Raw genomic sequence first — 17076 nt, 5'->3', positions numbered from 1 at the left:
TGGGACGTCACTTCCCAAGTCGGGCGGAGCCGCCACGAGGTTGCCGCCCGGTGCCGACGGTGGCGCAGATCACAGCGAGGGCCATGCCGCCGAGCAGGAAGAGGTAGGAACCGCCGCCCGCGCCGAACAGGAAGTCGCCCTCGGGCCGCGCGGTCGTGAGCAGGACGACGGCGACGATCCAGCCCGCCGCCGGCGCGACCGCCCCACCCCGGCTCGCCGTGGCGCGGGCGCCGCCGAGGAAGAGCCCGGCGGCGCCGGCGAGGGCGAGCAGCAGCCCGCCGGGGAACCAGCCGGCCTGCACCAGGGCACCGGCGATGCCGACGAGCGCGCCGAGCAGGAACAGACCGACGAGGGCGGCGGCCCGGCCGGCGGAGGGCGGGCGCAGCGGCTGGGTGAGCAGGGAGCCGTTTCCGCCGTCGCTCACGACGCCTCCCCGAGGTCGAGGCCGGCGAACAGGTCGGTCTCGCCGGGCTGTCCGGCCCCGCGCACCAACTCGTAGTACTCGGTGGTGAACAGCGGCTGGGCGAGTGCGTTGGAGAGCGCGAAGCAGGGCTCGGCGACCTCGATCTGCGTGGCGTGGGCGCGCATCGCGGCGGCCTTGGCGGCGGCGTACGCGGTGCCGTCGACCGTGGTGGTGATCCGCTCGTCGTCCACCACGCCGGGTACGTCGTCCACGGTCGCGCTCTTGTCGAACGGCAGTGCGGACAGCTCGTCCTGGAGGCGGGCGAAGGCGGCGTCGGCGACGGAGCGCGGGACGCGGTTCCAGTACACCTTGGCGACACGGTGGCCGCGTTCGGCCGCGAGGTCGACCGCGCGCATGGCGACGCGGTGGGCCTGGATGTGGTCCGGGTGCCCGTAGCCGCCGTGGTCGTCGTACGTCACGAGGACCTGCGGGCGGACCTCCAGGATCACCTCGGCCAGCCGGCCGGCGGCCTCGTCGACGTCGGCCTGCCAGAAGCAGCCGGGGTCGGCGTTCTCGGCCAGGCCCATCATCCCGGAGTCGCCGTACCGCCCGGCGCCGCCGAGCAGCCGGACGTCCCGGACGCCGAGCGCGGCCGTGGCCGCGGCCAGCTCGCCGCGCCGGTGCGCACCCAGCGCCGGGCCCGTCAGATGCCGCAGCTCCGGCGGGATGACCTCGCCCCGCTCCCCCAGGGTGCAGGTGACCAGGGTCACGTGGGCACCCTCGGCCGCGTACCTGGCCATGGTCGCGCCGTTGTTGATCGACTCGTCGTCCGGGTGCGCGTGCACCAGGAGAAGACGCCGGGAGGGCAGTTCCGTCATGGGAACCACCCTACGAGGTCCCCACGCCGGCCCCCGGGACGGCGGCCGTCAGAACTTGATGCTGCCGATCATGCTGGCGACGTTCGTCGTCAGCTCGCTGATCGTGGGAGCGACGGTCGAGGAGGCGAGGTAGAAGCCGAGCAGGATGCAGACGACGGCGTGGCCGCCCTTCAGCCCTGACTTCTTGATCAGCAGGAAGACGATGATCGCCAGCAGCACCACCGCCGAAATCGAGAGTGCCACGGCGGCTCACCTCCAAAGATCCCAGGGACGCGGGTTCGGATCAGTTGAGCAAGTCCATGCAGACGCCAGCAGGTTCATACCCACTCTGCGGTAGTGATCATAACTATCCGTACTCGCGCATCCGTCGGCGCACGGCCGCACAAGGGGGCGCATGGCCAATATGGTCGGGGTATGACGACCGAGGCTGACTCCTTCCCCCGTCGGCACGCCCGGACCCAGCGGTTCACGCTCGGCGCGCCGCGTGCGTTCACCGTGGCGCCCGACGGTTCGCGTGTCGCGTTCCTGCGTTCCGGCTCCGGCACCGACCGGGCCAACTCCCTGTGGGTACTGGACCTTCCGGAGGGCACCGAGCGCCTGGCGGCCGACCCGCGCGTGCTCCTCCAGGGCGCCTCCGAGGAACTGTCCGCCGAGGAGCGGGCGCGCCGGGAGCGCAGCCGCGAGGGCGGCGCCGGCATCGTCGGCTACGCCACCGACAGCGCCCTGGAGTTGGCGTCTTTCGCCTTGTCAGGGCGGCTTTTCACGGCGGAGCTGCGGGCCGGTACGGCACGCGAACTCCCGGTCCCGGGGCCGGTGATCGACCCGCGTCCCTCCCCCGACGGACGGTACGTCGCGTACGTCGCGCAGGGCGCGCTGCGGGTGGTGGGCGCCGAGGGGGAGGGCGACCGGGCGCTGGCCGAGCCGGAGTCGGCGGACGTCTCCTACGGCCTCGCGGAGTTCGTCGCGGCCGAGGAGATGGCACGCTCGCGGGGGTTCTGGTGGGCACCGCGGTCGGACCGGCTGCTCGTGGCGCGCGCGGACGACACGCCGGTACGGCGGTGGTGGATCGCGGATCCGGCCCGTCCGGAGCGTGACCCACTCAACATCCGGTACCCGGCAGCGGGCACCCCGAACGCGGACGTACGGCTGTTCGTGTACGGGCTGGACGGGACGCGCACGGAGGTGGCCTGGGACCGCTCGCGTTATCCGTATCTGGCGCGTGTGCACTGGTCAGAGGCGGGTGCGCCGCTGTTGCTGGTGCAGGCGCGGGACCAGCGCAGCCAGCTGTTCCTGGCCGTGGACCCGGATTCCGGGGCCACCCGGATGGTGCACGCCGACGAAGATCCGATTTGGCTGGAACTTTTCGCCGGCGTGCCCTGCTGGAGCCCTTCCGGGCAGCTTGTCCGGATCGCGGACGAGGGCGGCGCACGGGTACTGACGGTCGGCGAACGGCCCTTGACCAGCGGTCAGTTGCACATCCGGGCGGTCCTGGACGTAGGTGCGGACGACGTACTGGTTTCCGCCTCTTCCGGTCCGGAGGCCGAGACACCGGAAATTGGCGAAGTCCATGTGTACCGGGTGAACGAGCTGGGCGTGGAACGCCTGTCGCAGGAGCCGGGCGTGCACTCGGCGGTGCGTTCCGGGGGCGTGACCGTCCTGGTGTCCGCCGCGCTGGACCGGCCGGGCACCCGGGCCCGCGTGCTGTGTGACGGAAAACCGACGGCGACTGTCCGGTCGTACGCCGAAGATCCCGGTTTGTCCCCACGGGTGACCCTCACCGAGGGGGGCGCACGCCGAATTCCGTGCGCCGTGCTTATGCCACGGGACTACCACGGTGACACTCCCCTGCCGGTCCTCATGGACCCCTACGGCGGTCCGCACGGCCAGCGGGTGGTCGCCGCGCACAACGCCCACCTCACCTCGCAGTGGTTCGCCGACCAGGGCTTCGCGGTGATCGTCGCCGACGGCCGGGGCACCCCGGGCCGCTCGCCGGCCTGGGAGAAGGCCATCCGGGACGACGTGGCGGCCGTCGTCCTCCAGGACCAGGTCGACGCACTGCACGCGCTCGCCGAGCGGTACCCCCTGGACCTGGCCCGGGTGGCGGTCCGCGGCTGGTCCTTCGGCGGCTACCTGGCGGCGCTGGCGGTGCTGCGCCGCCCGGACGTCTTCCACGCGGCGGTGGTCGGCGCGCCGGTCACCGACCTGCGGCTGTACGACACCCACTACGAGGAGCGCTACCTCGGCGACCCGAACGAGCAGCCGGAGGTCTACCGGCGCAACTCGGTGATCGACGACGCGGGCCTGGTCGACCCGGCCGAGCCGCACCGCCCGATGATGGTCGTCCACGGACTGGCGGACGACAACGTGGTCGTCGCCCACTCCCTGCGCCTCTCCTCCGCACTGCTGGCCGCCGGCCGCCCGCACGAGGTGCTGCCGCTGTCCGGGGTGACCCACATGACCCCGCAGGAGACGGTCGCCGAGAACCTGCTGCTCCTGCAGCTGGACTTCCTCCGGCGCTCTCTCCCCCGGCCGGCCGGGCAGGGGTGAACTGCGTTAACACGCAGGCAACTTCGCCGAAGCGGCACCGATATACGGACACGGGAGGCTGATCAGCGTACGGCCGTGCGGGTGCCGTGAACGGGCCGGGATGCGCCATGTCATCCCGGCCCGTTGCCGTTGAGCTGCGGTTCCTCCGGTGGTACGACCTGCCTGTCCTCCGCGAAGTGGCACGCCGAGGCATGGGCCGCCGGGCCGGACTCGGCACGGAAGGCGGCCGGGACGGCGAGCGCCGGGACCTCCCGGGCGCAGCGTTCCTGCGCCTTCCAGCAGCGGGTGCGGAAGCGGCAGCCGGAGGGGATGGCCGTCGGCGAGGGCACGTCGCCGCTCAGGATGATCCGCTCACGGTGCTCGCGGGCCTCGGGGTCGGGTACGGGGACGGCGGAGAGCAGGGCCTGGGTGTAGGGGTGGGTCGGGTGGTCGTAGATCTCGCTGTCACGGCCGGTCTCCACGATCCGGCCCAGGTACATCACCGCGACGCGGTCCGAGATGTGCCGGACGATGGACAGGTCGTGCGCGATGAAGACGTACGACAGGTCGAACTCCGCCTGGAGCCGGTCCAGCAGGTTGATCACCTGGGCCTGGACCGAGACGTCCAGCGCGGACACCGGTTCGTCGGCGACGATGATCTCGGGCCGCAGGGCCAGTCCCCGCGCGATGCCGATGCGCTGGCGCTGGCCGCCGGAGAACTGGTGCGGATAGCGGTTGATGTACTCCGGGTCGAGGCCCACCACGTCCAGCAGCTCCTGCACCCGGCGGCGGCGGTCGCCCCTGGGGGCCACCTCGGGGTGGATGTCATAGGGCTCCCCGATGATGTCGCCCACCGTCATCCGGGGGTTGAGCGAGGTGTAGGGGTCCTGGAACACCATCTGGATGTTCCGGCGTACGGCCTTGAGGGCCTTGCCGGAGAGCCGGGTGATGTCCTCGCCCTTGAACCTGATGGTGCCGGCGGTCGGGCGCTCCAGACTGCACAGCAGCTTCGCGACCGTCGACTTGCCGCAGCCCGACTCGCCGACGATGCCGAGGGTTTCGCCCTTCCCGAGGGTGAAGTCGACGCCGTCGACGGCCTTCACCGCGCCGATCTGCTTCCTGAAGAGGATGCCCCGGGTCAGGGGGTAGTGCTTGACGAGGCCGCTCGCTTCGAGGATCGGCTCAGCCATCCAGGCACTCCCTCCAGAAGTGGCAGGCGCTGCCCCGGCCGCCGGGCACCGGGTGGAGCGGCGGCTCGTCGGTGCGGCACACGTCCCGGGCCATCGGGCAGCGCGGGTGGAAGGCGCAGCCGGGCGGGATGTGCGTGAGGTTCGGTGGCAGGCCCTTGATGGCGTACAGCTGCTGCCCCTTCTGGTCCAGGCGCGGGATGGAGTCGAGCAGGCCCCGGGTGTAGGGGTGGGCGGGCGCCTTGTAGATGTCGTGGACGGGCGCGGACTCGACGATCCTCCCGGCGTACATCACGGCAATCCGGTCGGCGACGTCCGCGACCACACCGAGGTCGTGGGTGATGAGGACGAGCCCCATGCGGTACTCGCGCCGCAGCTCCGCGAGGAGGTCCATCACCTGGGCCTGGACCGTGACGTCGAGGGCGGTGGTGGGCTCGTCGGCGATGATCAGCGCCGGCTCCAGGGCCAGCGCCATGGCGATCATGATGCGCTGGCGCATCCCGCCGGAGAACTGGTGGGGATAGTCCCGCACCCGCTGCGCGGCGCCCGGGATCCGCACCCGCTCCATCAGCTCCACGGCCCTGGCCCGCGCGTCCTTCCTCGACATCCCCCGGTGGACGACGAACATCTCCCCCAGCTGGTCGCCCACGGTCATGACGGGGTTGAGGGCGGACAGCGCGTCCTGGAAGATCATCGCCATGCCGGCGCCCCGGATCCTGCGCCGCTCCTCCTCCTTGAGCGTCAGCAGGTCCCGGCCGTCGAAGAGGATCTCACCGCGGGTGATCCCGGCCGGGGGCGTGTCGAGGATGCCCATGACCGCCTGCGCGGTGACGGACTTCCCGGAGCCGGACTCCCCGAGCACGGCGAGGGTCTCCCCCGCGTCCACCTCGTAGCTCACCCCGTTGACGGCATGCGCCACCCCGTCCCGGGTCCGGAACTCCACCCAGAGGTCCCGCACTTCGAGCAACATGCCACCCTCACCTCAGCTTCGGATCGAGGGCGTCGCGGACCGCGTCGCCGAGCATGATGAACGCCAGGACCGTGACCGCGAGGGCGCCCGAGGGCCAGAGCAGGGCGTGCGGGGCGTTGCGGATGTAGGGGGAGGCGGCGGAGATGTCGATGCCCCAGGAGACGCTGGGCGGTTTGAGCCCGACACCGAGGTAGGACAGGGTCGCCTCCAGGGCGATGTAGGTGCCGAGCGCGATGGTCGCGACGACGATCACGGGCGCCACGGCGTTGGGGGCGATGTGCCGCAGCAGGATGCGGGTGTCGGAGGCGCCGAGGGCGCGGGCGGCCTGGACGTAGTCGTGCTGCTTGGCGGTGATCACCGCACCGCGCGCGATCCGGGAGATCTGCGGCCAGCCGAGCAGCACCATGAACCCGATGACCGGCCAGACCGTATTGGAGGTCACCACGGAGAGGAGGACGAGACCGCCGAGGAGGACCGGGATGGCGAAGAAGATGTCCGTGAGCCGGGACAGGACCGAGTCCCCCAGCCCGCCGAAGTAGCCCGCGAGACCGCCCAGCACCGAGCCGAGCACCGCCACCCCGAGGGTCGCCAGCACCCCGACCGTGACGGACGCCCGGGCGCCGTAGACGGTCCGCGTGTAGACGTCGCAGCCCTGTCCGTCGTAGCCGAAGGGGTGCCCCGGCTGAGCCCCCTCCCTGGCCTTGGCCAGGTCGCAGGTCAGGGGGCTGCCGGAGGCGATCGCCGAGGGCCACAGGGAGATGACGATCAGGAAGAGGATGACCAGCGCGGAGACCAGGAAGACGGGATTGCGGCGCAGGTCGCGCCAGGCGTCGGACCACAGCGAGCGCGGTCTGCCCACGGGCCCGGTGCCGCCCGCTCCCGGCGGCGCCGGCTCCAGCGTGACCGCCTCGCTCGCGCCGAGGTCCATCGCGCCGCCCATGCCGGTGCCGGCGATCGCGCGCTCGGGCTCGTACGGCTGTTCAGGCATAGCGGATCCTCGGGTCGAGTACGGCGTACAGGAGGTCGACGACGAGGTTGGCGACCAGGAAGACCAGGACGAGGACGGTCACGAAGCCGACGACGGTCTGGGTGTTCTGGCGCAGGATGCCCTGGTAGAGCTGGTAGCCGACGCCGTGGATGTTGAAGATCCGCTCGGTGACGATCGCCCCGCCCATCAGCGCGCCGATGTCGGTCCCGATGAAGGTGACCACCGGGATGAGGGAGTTGCGCAGCAGGTGCCGGGTGACGACCCGGCGCCGGGGCAGGCCCTTGGCGACGGCCGTGCGGACGTAGTCGGACCGCTTGTTCTCGGCGAGGGAGGTGCGGGTGAGCCGGGTGACGTAGGCGAGGGAGACGGAGGCCAGGACCAGGCCCGGCACGATCAGCTCGCCGAACCCGGCGTCCGGGGGGACGGACGGCCGGACCCAGCCCCATTTCACCCCGAGCAGCAGCTGGAGCAGCAGGCCGGTGACGAAGGTGGGCACGGAGATCACCACCAGGGTCAGCAGCAGCACGGTGGTGTCGACGGGCCGCCCGCGCCTGAGGCCGGTCAGCACGCCGAGCGTGATGCCGACGACGACCTCGAACAGGACGGCCACGGCCGTGAGCCGGATGGTGACGGGGAACGCCGTGGCCATCAGCTCGGTGACCTGCTGGCCGTTGAACGCCGTACCGAAGTCGCCGGTGAAGACGTTCCCCATGTAGGTGGCGTACTGCTGCCAGAGCGGCTTGTCCAAGCCGAACTCCCGCCTCAGCTGGTCGGCGGTCGCCGGGTCGCACTGCCGCTCGCCGCACAGGCCCGCGACGGGGTCGCCCATCACGTTCACCATGAGGAAGATCAGCAGGGTGGACCCGAAGAACACCGGGACCATCTGCAGCAGTCGCCGGACGACATAGCGTCCCATGGCGGCTCAGCTGACCTTGATCTCGTTGTAGACGGGGACGCTGAAGGGACTGAGCGCCACGTCGGACAGCCGCTCGGAGTAGCCGGCGCTGCCGTTCTGGTACCACAGCGGGATGGCGGCCATGTGGTCCCGGACGACCTCCTCCGCCTGCTGGAACAGCCGGACGGACCTGGCCTGGTCGGTCTCGGCGTTGGCCTGGTCGACGAGCCGGTCGAAGTCCTTGTTCGACCACTTGCCGTCGTTGGAGGAGGCGTCGGTGTAGTAGAGCGGCTGCAGGAAGTTCTGGATGAGCGGGTAGTCCATCTGCCAGCCCGCCCGGAAGGGGCCGGGCATCCTGTGCCGGCCGATGCGGTTGCGGAAGTCGGCGAAGGTGCCGACGGGGTTGCCCACGCAGGCCTTGCTGTCGCCGAGGGCGTTGTTGATGGAGTTGCACACGGCGTCCACCCACTCCTTGTGCGAGCCCGTGTCCGCGTTGTAGGTGATCCGGACCTGGCCGCCGGGGATCCCGCCGCCCTCCTTGATCAGCTTCTTCGCCCGGGCCGGGTCGTAGTCGCAGGCCCCGCCGCACAGGCCGGGCTTGTAGCCGCCGTCCGCACCGAGGACGGGCGAGGTCCAGTCGGTGGCGGGGGTACGGGTCCTGTCGAAGATCGTCTCGGTGATCTGCTTCCGGTTGATCGCCATGGACAGGCCGGTGCGGACCTTCTCCGCGCCCGGCTTGTTCCAGGCCTTGTCGTAGTAGGGGAAGGCGAAGGTCTGGATGATGCCGGCCGGGGTGTTGATGTAGCGGTCGCCCAGGTCGCTCCTGACGTTCTTCAGCTGGGCGGCGGGCACGTCGTCGACGAGGTCGAGGTTGCCGGCCAGCAGGTCGGTGTAGGCGGTGTTGCTGTCCGTGTACACCTTCAGGTCCACGCCGCCGTTGCGGGCCTTGTCGGGACCGGGGTAGCCGTCCCACTTCCTGAGGGACATCTGCGAGCCCCTCATATAGGACTCGACGGTGTAGGGGCCGTTGCCGACCGGCTTCCTCAGCCAGGCCGCGTGGTCGGTGAAGAAGGCGCGGGGCAGCGGGGCGAAGGCCGCGTAGCCGAGGGTGTCGGGGAAGCCGGAGAACGTCTGGCGCAGCCTGACGGTGAAGGTGTGGTCGTCCACCACCTTCAGCCCGGACAGGGTGTCGGCGGTCTGCGTGCCGCTGCTGGGGTGGACCTTGTCGTATCCGTCGACGTAACCGAAGAAGTAGGCGTTCTTCTGGTTGTGCTTCAGGCTCGCCCCGTAGTTCCAGGCGTCGACGAAGGAACGGGCGGTGACCTTCTCGCCGTCGGAGAAGGTCCAGCCGCGCTTCACCCGGATCGTGAAGTTCCGCGAGTCCTTTGTGTCGATGGACTCGGCGAGCATGTCGGTGGCTTTGCCGGTCCTCGGGTCGTACTTCTTCAGGCCCCGGAAGATCATGTCGAGGACCTTGCCGCCCTGCACCTCGTTGGTGTTGGCCGGCTCCAGCGGGTTCTGCGGGTCGCCCCAGGAGGAACTGAGCACCGCGCCGCCGGCGGCGCCGCTGCCGGAGCCGCCGCCCCCGCAGCCGGCCGCGGCGAGTGCCGCCGCCACCGCGCATGCGGCCCCTCGGGCGCGCGTGACTGCCCGCATGCCGTGCCTCCTCCGTACACACCGATCCGATACCGGTCAAAACCAGCACATAAGGCATGTATCGCATGTCTGCTGCCCGATTGAACGACCTTTAGGGGGACACGTCATCCGAATGCAGGCACCGCACGTCCGCCGCCCTGACGATCTTGGGCATCGTGCGCAACAGATCTTCATGTAACGATGCCGAAACGTTGGATTGGGGCGGGGAGATGTACGCATTTCGACACTCCACCGTCCGCATATCGAACCCCTTGCCCGAATTGCCCAGTTGGTCCGATGTGAAGCACGGATTGATTACAGCGCGCTACCCGCGTAGCTACGGAACGATCATGAACGAGTAAAGAAGGTAAAGAGACAACCAAGGCGGCCGAGAATTTATTGACCTTGAATGAATTGCGTTGAAAAAGTCCGGCGTAGCCCGTAGGGGAGCGCCCTGCGGAGCCTTGACCCACAAGGCACGGAGCATCATGACCCCCGCAACCCCTTCCCCGGCCGCCCCACTTGAGGTGACCGACGAAGACAACGCCGCACCGGCGAAGACCGGCACCCCCAAGGGCAGCGAGAGCCGCTCTCCGGGACGGCTGGCCTGGACCCGTTTCAAGCGGGACCGGACGGGCGTCATATCCGCCTTCGTGGTGATCTTCTTCTTCGTCGTCGGCATCCTCGCGCCGCTCATAGCCAAGCTGTACGGCAAGGACCCGTACACGACCTACGGCATGAACATCCCGGGCCTGCTGAACGAGTTCAACTTCCCGATCAAGCCCAACGGCGGCATCAGCTCCGACTTCTGGTTCGGCATCGAGCCGCAGCTCGGGCGGGACGTCTTCACCTTCCTGCTCTACGGCATCCGCAACTCGCTGCTGATCGCGACGGCCGCGGCCCTGCTGACCACCCTGCTCGGAGTCGTGATCGGCATCACCGCGGGCTACCTGGGCGGCAAGACCGACTACCTCGTCGGCCGCTTGATCGACATCCTGCTGGCGTTCCCGCAGACGCTGTTCTACATCGCCTTCTGGCCGGTGGCTCTGGCGATCTTCGTCTCGCCGGAGGAGAACACCCCGGTCTGGCTGATCGTCACCAGCCTCATCCTCGTGATGACAGCCTTCGGCTGGGCCTCCATCGCCCGTCTGCTGCGCGGCGAGGTGCTCGCCCTGCGCGAGCGGGAGTTCGTCGAGGCGGCCAAGGTGACCGGTGCCTCCCCGGCCCGCATCATCTTCAAGGAACTGCTGCCCAACCTGTGGACGCCGATCCTGATCCAGTCCACCCTCCTGCTCCCCACCTACGTCACGGCGGAAGCGGGTCTCGCCTTCCTCGGCGTCGGCCTCCAGGACCCCACGCCAGACTGGGGCGTGATGATCCAGAACGGTGCCAAGTTCTATCAGGACGACATCACCTTCATGCTCTTCCCGGGCCTGACGATGGTGATCTTCGTCGTCGCCTTCAACCTCCTCGGCGACTCGGTCCGCGACGCCCTGGACCCCAAGACCAAGCGCTGACGCGTCATCCCCGGCCACGGCGACGGGGCCCGGCCGGGGTCCAGCACCACTTCGTTCCTCCAGCAGAACAGGCCAGCCATGTCCTTTTCCCGCAGAAACTTCCTGATCGCCACCTCTGTCGCGGCCGCGGGCTCGACGCTGCTGTCCGCGTGCAGCAGCGGTGACGCGGGCGGCAGCGGCGGCACCCCGAGTGCCGGCGCCACGGAGTACACCGGTGCCAAGGTCACCGTCGGCACCGCGGCCGACTCCACCGGCCCGGCCCCGGAGATCACCGGCGCGAAGACGGGCGGGACGATCCGCGGCCTGGCCCCGGACGACTTCTCCCACCTGGACCCGCAGCGCATCTACTTCGCGTACAACTCCACCGTCGCGCTGCTGCTGCACCGCTGCCTGACCGGTTACAAGATCGACGCGTCCGGCAAGCAGAAGCTGGTCGGCGACCTGGCCACCGACGCCGGCAAGGCCTCCGACGACAACAAGACCTGGACCTTCACGCTGAAGGAGGGTCTGAAGTGGGAGGACGGCAGCGAGCTGACCGTCGAGGACGTCCGCCACGGCTTCGAGCGCGCCTGGGCGCCGTTCGTCACCGAGGGCGCCGACTACGCCCAGCGCGCGCTGACCGGCAAGGGCGGCAAGTGGCGTGACGCGTACGAGGGCCCGTACAAGGGCAAGCACCTCGACGCGATCGTCACCGACAAGGCCAAGCGGACGATCACCTTCAAGCTGGCCGAGTCGAAGCCGGACTTCAACTTCACCCTGGCCATGCACTCCTACGCCGCGGTGCCGGTGAAGCTGGACACCAAGGAGAAGTACGACAAGAAGCCGGTCGCCTGCGGCCCGTACAAGATCAAGGCCCACACCACCGACAAGTCGATGGTGCTGATCCGCAACAAGCACTGGGACCCGAAGACCGACTCGATCCGCAACGCCTACCCGGACGGCTTCGAGTTCACCTTCGGTGTCGAGACCCTCGACTCGGTCGACCGCCTCATCGCCTCCCAGGGCGACGACGCCTACGGCGTCTCGATCTACAAGGGCGTGCCCGCCGAGCGCATCCAGAAGGTGCTCACCGACCCGGACCTGAAGAAGCGCAGCTTCAACGGCCTGCTGACCGGCACCTACTTCTACTGGATCAACACCAAGCGCGTCACGGACCTCAAGGTCCGCCAGGCGCTCATCCACGCCTGGCCGCTGCAGCAGATCCGGCAGATCTACGGCGGCCCGTCCGCCGGTGACTTCGCGACCTCGATCCTCAGCCCCGACATCATCGGTTACGAGAAGACCGATGTGTACAACAAGCTGAAGAAGCCGCAGGGCGACCCTGAGGCCGCGAAGAAGCTGCTGAAGGAGGCTGGCAAGGAGGGGCAGAAGATCGTCTACGCCTTCCCGCAGGACCCGACCTACAACAAGACGAAGGTCGTCATCGAGAACGCCCTGAAGGCGGCGGGCTTCACCCCGGTCATCAAGCCGGTCGACTCGACGTCGTACTACGACCAGGTCCAGCAGGTCGACAACAGCTACGACGTGATGTGGGGTGGCTGGTCCCCGGACTGGCCGACCGCCTACACGATGATCCAGCCGCTGCTGGACGGCGACGCCATCGGTAACGGCAAGAACAACGTGTCGCAGGCCGACGTCGACTGGATCAACGAGGGCATCAAGAAGAACGCGGTCATCCCGGACCAGCAGAAGGCCGGCAAGGAGTGGGCCGCGCTCGACAAGCGGATCATGGAGGAGGTCGCCCCGATGATCCCCGAGACGTACCAGCGTCGCTTCTACGTCTTCGGTAACAAGGTCGGCGGCGCCCAGTTCGACCCGAACTTCTCCGCGACCCTGCTGTACAAGACCTTCGTCAAGGCCTGACGTACGGCCCCCTAGGCGGGGCGGCCCAGGTGCCGCCCCGCCGTCTCACCCCCCTACGGCATCCGTCAGGAAATCCCAACTGCCATGTTCCGCTTCCTCGTCCGCCGGATCCTCGGCGCCGCGGTGATCCTGCTGATCATCAGTGCCCTGGTGTTCGTCCTGTTCTACGCCGCTCCGCGCGACCCCGCCCGCATCGCGTGCGGCAAGGTCTGCACCCCAGAGACGCTGGCCCTGGTGCGGAAGAACCTGGCGATCTCCGACCCGCTCCCCGTGCAGTACTGGGAATGGCTCAAGGGCCTGTTCGTGGGGCGGGACTACAGCTCGTTCGGGCACTGCGACGCGCCGTGCCTGGGCTTCTCCTTCCAGAGCCGCGAGCCGGTCCTGGACACCATCCTGGACCGCTTCCCCACCACGGTCTCCCTGTCCCTGGGTGCCGCTGTGGTCTTCCTGTTCTTCGGCGTCGGCACCGGCATGCTCGCCGCCGTCAAGCAGGGCAAGGCCCTGGACAAGATCGCCAGCTCCGCCTCGCTGGTCGCGTCCTCGATGCAGATCTACGTCGTCGGTGTCTTCGCCACCTACCTCCTGGTCGACCAGATGCACCTGCTGGACCGGGCCAGCTACACCCCCTTCACGGACAACCCAGGCAAGTGGTTCTCGGGCCTGCTGGTGCCGTGGCTGGTGCTGTCGCTGATCTTCACCGCGAACTACACCCGTATGACGCGCTCGCAGATGGTCGAGTCGCTCACCCAGGACTACGTCCGCACCGCCCGTGCCAAGGGCCTGTCCCGCCGCACGGTGTTCTTCCGGTTCGCCTGGCGCGGCGCCATGGGCCCGATCATCACCATCTTCGGCCTCGACCTCGGTGTGCTGCTCGGCGGCGCGATCATCACCGAGTCGACCTTCAGCCTCCAAGGCCTAGGCATGCTGTCGGTGAAGGCGGTCGGCACCAACGACCTGCCGATGCTGCTCGGCGTCGTCCTGTTCGCCGCCGGCGCGATCGTCGTCTTCAACATCATCGTGGACGCCGTCTACGCCCTGATCGACCCGCGCGTGCGCCTCGCTTAAGGAGAGAGACCCATGAGCACCCCCTTCCTCTCCGTCCGCGACCTCAAGGTGCACTTCTCCACCGAGGACGGCATCGTCAAGGCCGTCGACGGGCTCTCCTTCGACCTGGAGAAGGGCAAGACCCTCGGCATCGTCGGCGAGTCCGGCTCCGGCAAGTCCGTCACCAACATGGCGATCCTGGGCCTGCACGACCCGCGCAACACCGCCCTCGACGGCGAGATCCTGCTCGACGACAAGGAGCTGATCACCGCCTCCGAGAAGGAGCTGGAACGGCTCCGCGGCAACAAGATGTCGATGATCTTCCAGGACGCGCTGGCCTCGCTGTCGCCGTACCACACCATCGGTGCGCAGATCGGCGAGACGTACCGGAAGCACACCGGCTGCACCAAGCGGGAGGCCCGGGTCCGCGCGATCGAGATGCTGCGCCGGGTCGGCATCCCGCAGCCGGACGTGCGGGTGGACGACTACCCGCACCAGTTCTCCGGCGGTATGCGCCAGCGCGCGATGATCGCCATGGCCCTGGTCTGCGACCCCGAGCTGCTGATCGCCGACGAGCCGACCACGGCCCTCGACGTGACGGTCCAGGCGCAGATCATGGACCTGCTGAAGGACCTCCAGCAGGAGTTCGGCACCGCGATCATCTTCATCACGCACGACCTCGGTGTCATCGCGGACATCGCGGACGACGTGTTGGTGATGTACGGCGGCCGGTGCGTGGAGCGCGGGACGAAGAAGGAAGTGCTGCGGGACCCGAAGCACCCGTACACGCTGGGGCTGCTCGGTTCGATGCCGGCGCTGGACGGGCCGGTCGACGTCCCCCTGTCGCCGATCCCCGGCTCGCCGCCCTCCCTGCTCAACCCGCCGTCCGGCTGCCGTTTCCACCCGCGGTGCACGTTCGCCGACAAGGTGGCCGGCGGACGCTGTTCCAGCGAGCGGCCCGCGCTGGAGGTCGTGGATGGCCGGGGTGCGGCCTGCCACCTGACGCCGGAGCAGAAGCGCGAGTTGTTCCCCGACTACGCCGCCGCCCGCACCCACTGACGGATTTCAGACGGGACTTCACCACCATGAGCAGCACCACCCCCCTCCTGGACGTCTCCGGGCTCACCAAGCACTTCCCGATCAAGGGCGGCTTCCCCATCAAGCGGACGGTCGGCGCCGTGCAGGCCGTCGACGGCCTGGACTTCCAGGTGGCCGAGGGCGAGAGCCTGGGCCTGGTCGGCGAGTCGGGCTGTGGCAAGTCGACCACCGGCCGGCTGATCACCCGCCTGATGGAACCGACCGGCGGCAAGATCACCTACCGCGGGCAGGACATCACGCACGCCGGCCGCAAGCAGCTGGCGCCGATCCGCTCCGAGATCCAGATGATCTTCCAGGACCCGTACGCCTCGCTGAACCCGCGGCAGACGGTCGGCAAGATCATCTCCGGCCCGATGGAGATCAACGGCATCAACCCGCCCGGCGGCCACGAGAAGCGCGTCCGCGAACTCCTCGAGACCGTAGGCCTGAACCCGGAGCACTACAACCGCTTCCCGCACGAGTTCTCCGGCGGCCAGCGCCAGCGCATCGGCGTGGCCCGCGCCCTGGCGCTCGAGCCGAAGCTGATCGTGGCGGACGAGCCGGTCTCGGCGCTGGACGTCTCGATCCAGGCGCAGGTGGTCAACCTGCTCCAGAAGGTCCAGAAGGACCTCGGCATCGCGTTCGTGTTCATCGCCCACGACCTGGCGATCGTGCGGCACTTCTCCCAGCGCGTCGCGGTCATGTACCTGGGTAAGATCGTCGAGATCGCCGACCGCGACGACCTGTACAACAACCCGCGGCACCCGTACACGCGGGCCCTGCTGTCCGCCGTGCCCGAGGCCACGGTGGACGAGGAACCGCGCGAGCGCATCCGCCTGACCGGCGACGTGCCGTCGCCGATCAACCCGCCGTCCGGCTGCCGCTTCCGCACCCGGTGCTGGAAGGCGACCGAGAAGTGCGCGACGGAGGCCCCGCCGCTGGTGGAGGCGGCGGGCAACAAGCCCGGTCACCTGACGGCGTGCCACTACCCGGAGACGGCGGACACCGTGCCCGCCCCGCGCCTGACCAAGGACCCCGAGGCGGCGGCCTGACACACCCCTTTCCGTCAGCCGCCCCCTTGTGGAGCGGACTTTCACCGGCCCATTGACCCGAGCCCATGAACGTCCGGTCCAGGGGAAAAGGCCCGCCCGGCAAGCTTTCACGCCGGGTGGGCCTTTCGTTTTGCTTTGAACTTGATTGCCGCACGCGGCGATTACGAAAGCTCAGCAGAAGCTCAAATTGAATGCACATGCCAACCCTCTCTGCGATGATGCTGGAGGGGGAAGTTAAAACTTCCCCCTCGACCGAATCAAACGAGGGGGGCAAATGAAAATTTCTTGGAAATCCGCAATGCTCGCCAGTGTTCTGGCGCTCAGCACCACCGTGGGCGTCGCCGACACATCGGCCGATGCGGCAGTCCTGTCCTTCCGCATCAAGAACGTGAAGACGGGAAAGTGCCTGCAGTGGAACGGCTCCAACAAGGCGATCACGCAGGTGAAGTGCAGCAATTCAACCATGAAGCAGCAGTGGGCACTCGGAGGCACGACACTCGTCACGCTGTCCGTTCCGCTTCCGGGGCAAGATTGCGTTGCCGCTCCTGCTAAGCACGAGAAGAAGGTGACGGGGGGAAACTGCACCCTGGACGACCCTCGCCGGATGACGTGGCGCATTGCGTCCCACGACCGCCACGCCAAGACTCCGTTCGTGAACCCGGTCTGTGGGTTGCTCAAGACCACTTCTTCCGCTTCCGGTGCGGTGATATGCGGCAAGAAGGTCCCCGGAACCTGGGACGAATGGATCATTGACTGAGCCGCCTCTTCATCACTGATCGGGCGCTCATTCTTGAGGCAGATCACTCTCATAGAAGGACCCGCGTTCCCCGAGCGCGGGCCTTCGTCATTTTGCCGGAAGGCGACCGAGAAGTGCGCGACGGAGGTACCGCCGCTGGCGGAGGAGGCAGGCGACAAGTCGGGTCACCTCACGGTGTCTCACTACCCTGAGACGACGGCCACCGTTCCGGCGCCGCGTCGTCAGCCGCTTCCTCGCGGAGCGGACTCTCACCGGCCCATTGACCCGAGTATCAGCATTTCGCT

15 protein-coding genes are annotated in these 17076 nt (G+C 68.7%); 7 read left to right on the top strand and 8 right to left on the bottom strand.

Annotated elements, in window-relative coordinates:
• Positions 1-7: 7 nt before the first annotated feature.
• From S1361_RS25395 to S1361_RS25385, 3 genes are read right to left on the bottom strand one after another with little or no spacing between them, the layout of a single operon-like run.
• Positions 8-424, bottom strand: a complete 417-nt coding sequence (locus S1361_RS25395; protein WP_208034075.1) for a DUF6113 family protein — start codon at positions 422-424, stop codon at positions 8-10.
• Positions 421-1281, bottom strand: coding sequence for an N-acetyl-1-D-myo-inositol-2-amino-2-deoxy-alpha-D-glucopyranoside deacetylase (mshB, locus tag S1361_RS25390; protein ID WP_208034074.1), 861 nt, complete (start codon positions 1279-1281; stop codon positions 421-423). Before mshB ends, S1361_RS25395 begins: the two co-directional genes overlap by 4 nt.
• 48 nt (positions 1282-1329) lie before the next feature.
• Positions 1330-1524: a hypothetical protein gene (locus S1361_RS25385; protein WP_030649813.1), complete on the bottom strand. Its 195-nt coding sequence runs from the start codon at positions 1522-1524 to the stop codon at positions 1330-1332.
• Between the two features lie 171 nt (positions 1525-1695).
• Between S1361_RS25385 and S1361_RS25380 the strand changes: the two genes are divergently transcribed.
• Positions 1696-3828 (top strand): S9 family peptidase, encoded by a 2133-nt coding sequence (locus S1361_RS25380; protein ID WP_208034073.1) that lies wholly within the window; start codon positions 1696-1698, stop codon positions 3826-3828.
• Positions 3829-3938: 110 nt separating this feature from the next.
• Here the strand turns inward: S1361_RS25380 and S1361_RS25375 are convergent, their stop codons facing one another.
• From S1361_RS25375 to S1361_RS25355, 5 genes are read right to left on the bottom strand one after another with little or no spacing between them, the layout of a single operon-like run.
• Positions 3939-4997, bottom strand: coding sequence for an ABC transporter ATP-binding protein (locus S1361_RS25375; RefSeq protein WP_208034072.1), 1059 nt, complete (start codon positions 4995-4997; stop codon positions 3939-3941).
• Positions 4990-5964, bottom strand: coding sequence for an ABC transporter ATP-binding protein (locus tag S1361_RS25370; protein ID WP_208034071.1), 975 nt, complete (start codon positions 5962-5964; stop codon positions 4990-4992). Before S1361_RS25370 ends, S1361_RS25375 begins: the two co-directional genes overlap by 8 nt.
• A 7-nt stretch (positions 5965-5971) precedes the next feature.
• Positions 5972-6952: an ABC transporter permease gene (locus tag S1361_RS25365; protein ID WP_208034070.1), complete on the bottom strand. Its 981-nt coding sequence runs from the start codon at positions 6950-6952 to the stop codon at positions 5972-5974.
• The gene (locus S1361_RS25360; RefSeq protein WP_208034069.1) at positions 6945-7868 is read right to left on the bottom strand and encodes an ABC transporter permease; all 924 of its coding nucleotides are present in this window, start codon (positions 7866-7868) and stop codon (positions 6945-6947) included. The genes S1361_RS25365 and S1361_RS25360 overlap by 8 nt, the downstream gene beginning before the upstream one ends.
• Positions 7869-7874: 6 nt before the next feature.
• Positions 7875-9503: a peptide ABC transporter substrate-binding protein gene (locus S1361_RS25355; protein ID WP_208034068.1), complete on the bottom strand. Its 1629-nt coding sequence runs from the start codon at positions 9501-9503 to the stop codon at positions 7875-7877.
• A 467-nt stretch (positions 9504-9970) separates the two neighbouring features.
• Between S1361_RS25355 and S1361_RS25350 the strand changes: the two genes are divergently transcribed.
• From S1361_RS25350 to S1361_RS25325, 6 genes are all read left to right on the top strand, one after another.
• Entirely contained in the window at positions 9971-10999 is a 1029-nt protein-coding gene (locus tag S1361_RS25350; RefSeq protein WP_208034067.1) for an ABC transporter permease, read from the top strand.
• 78 nt (positions 11000-11077) lie between these two features.
• The gene (locus tag S1361_RS25345; protein WP_208034066.1) at positions 11078-12862 is read left to right on the top strand and encodes an ABC transporter substrate-binding protein; all 1785 of its coding nucleotides are present in this window, start codon (positions 11078-11080) and stop codon (positions 12860-12862) included.
• 84 nt (positions 12863-12946) lie between these two features.
• Positions 12947-13927 carry an ABC transporter permease gene (locus S1361_RS25340; protein ID WP_208034065.1) on the top strand — a complete coding sequence of 327 codons (981 nt, stop codon included), beginning with the start codon at positions 12947-12949 and terminating at the stop codon, positions 13925-13927.
• A gap of 12 nt (positions 13928-13939) precedes the next feature.
• Positions 13940-14965, top strand: coding sequence for an ABC transporter ATP-binding protein (locus tag S1361_RS25335; RefSeq protein WP_208034064.1), 1026 nt, complete (start codon positions 13940-13942; stop codon positions 14963-14965).
• A gap of 26 nt (positions 14966-14991) precedes the next feature.
• Positions 14992-16035: an ABC transporter ATP-binding protein gene (locus S1361_RS25330; protein WP_208034063.1), complete on the top strand. Its 1044-nt coding sequence runs from the start codon at positions 14992-14994 to the stop codon at positions 16033-16035.
• 274 nt (positions 16036-16309) lie between these two features.
• Positions 16310-16792 carry a ricin-type beta-trefoil lectin domain protein gene (locus S1361_RS25325; protein WP_208034062.1) on the top strand — a complete coding sequence of 161 codons (483 nt, stop codon included), beginning with the start codon at positions 16310-16312 and terminating at the stop codon, positions 16790-16792.
• The last annotated feature ends 284 nt before the right edge of the window (positions 16793-17076 follow it).

It is taken from the genome of Streptomyces cyanogenus (genome assembly GCF_017526105.1).
Classification (GTDB): Bacteria; Actinomycetota; Actinomycetes; order Streptomycetales; family Streptomycetaceae; genus Streptomyces; species Streptomyces cyanogenus.
The sequence above is the reverse complement of the archived record's forward strand: the minus strand, read 5'-3'. Positions and strand labels throughout refer to the sequence as shown.

Bases quoted from the DNA above. Each gene is read 5' to 3' on its own strand.
- mshB (WP_208034074.1), bottom strand. From the start codon at position 1,281: ATGACGGAACTGCCCTCCCGGCGTCTTCTCCTGGTGCACGCGCACCCG.
- S1361_RS25380 (WP_208034073.1), top strand. From the start codon at position 1,696: ATGACGACCGAGGCTGACTCCTTCCCCCGTCGGCACGCCCGGACCCAG.
- S1361_RS25375 (WP_208034072.1), bottom strand. From the start codon at position 4,997: ATGGCTGAGCCGATCCTCGAAGCGAGCGGCCTCGTCAAGCACTACCCC.
- S1361_RS25370 (WP_208034071.1), bottom strand. From the start codon at position 5,964: ATGTTGCTCGAAGTGCGGGACCTCTGGGTGGAGTTCCGGACCCGGGAC.
- S1361_RS25365 (WP_208034070.1), bottom strand. From the start codon at position 6,952: ATGCCTGAACAGCCGTACGAGCCCGAGCGCGCGATCGCCGGCACCGGC.
- S1361_RS25360 (WP_208034069.1), bottom strand. From the start codon at position 7,868: ATGGGACGCTATGTCGTCCGGCGACTGCTGCAGATGGTCCCGGTGTTC.
- S1361_RS25355 (WP_208034068.1), bottom strand. From the start codon at position 9,503: ATGCGGGCAGTCACGCGCGCCCGAGGGGCCGCATGCGCGGTGGCGGCG.
- S1361_RS25350 (WP_208034067.1), top strand. From the start codon at position 9,971: ATGACCCCCGCAACCCCTTCCCCGGCCGCCCCACTTGAGGTGACCGAC.
- S1361_RS25345 (WP_208034066.1), top strand. From the start codon at position 11,078: ATGTCCTTTTCCCGCAGAAACTTCCTGATCGCCACCTCTGTCGCGGCC.
- S1361_RS25340 (WP_208034065.1), top strand. From the start codon at position 12,947: ATGTTCCGCTTCCTCGTCCGCCGGATCCTCGGCGCCGCGGTGATCCTG.
- S1361_RS25335 (WP_208034064.1), top strand. From the start codon at position 13,940: ATGAGCACCCCCTTCCTCTCCGTCCGCGACCTCAAGGTGCACTTCTCC.
- S1361_RS25330 (WP_208034063.1), top strand. From the start codon at position 14,992: ATGAGCAGCACCACCCCCCTCCTGGACGTCTCCGGGCTCACCAAGCAC.
- S1361_RS25325 (WP_208034062.1), top strand. From the start codon at position 16,310: ATGAAAATTTCTTGGAAATCCGCAATGCTCGCCAGTGTTCTGGCGCTC.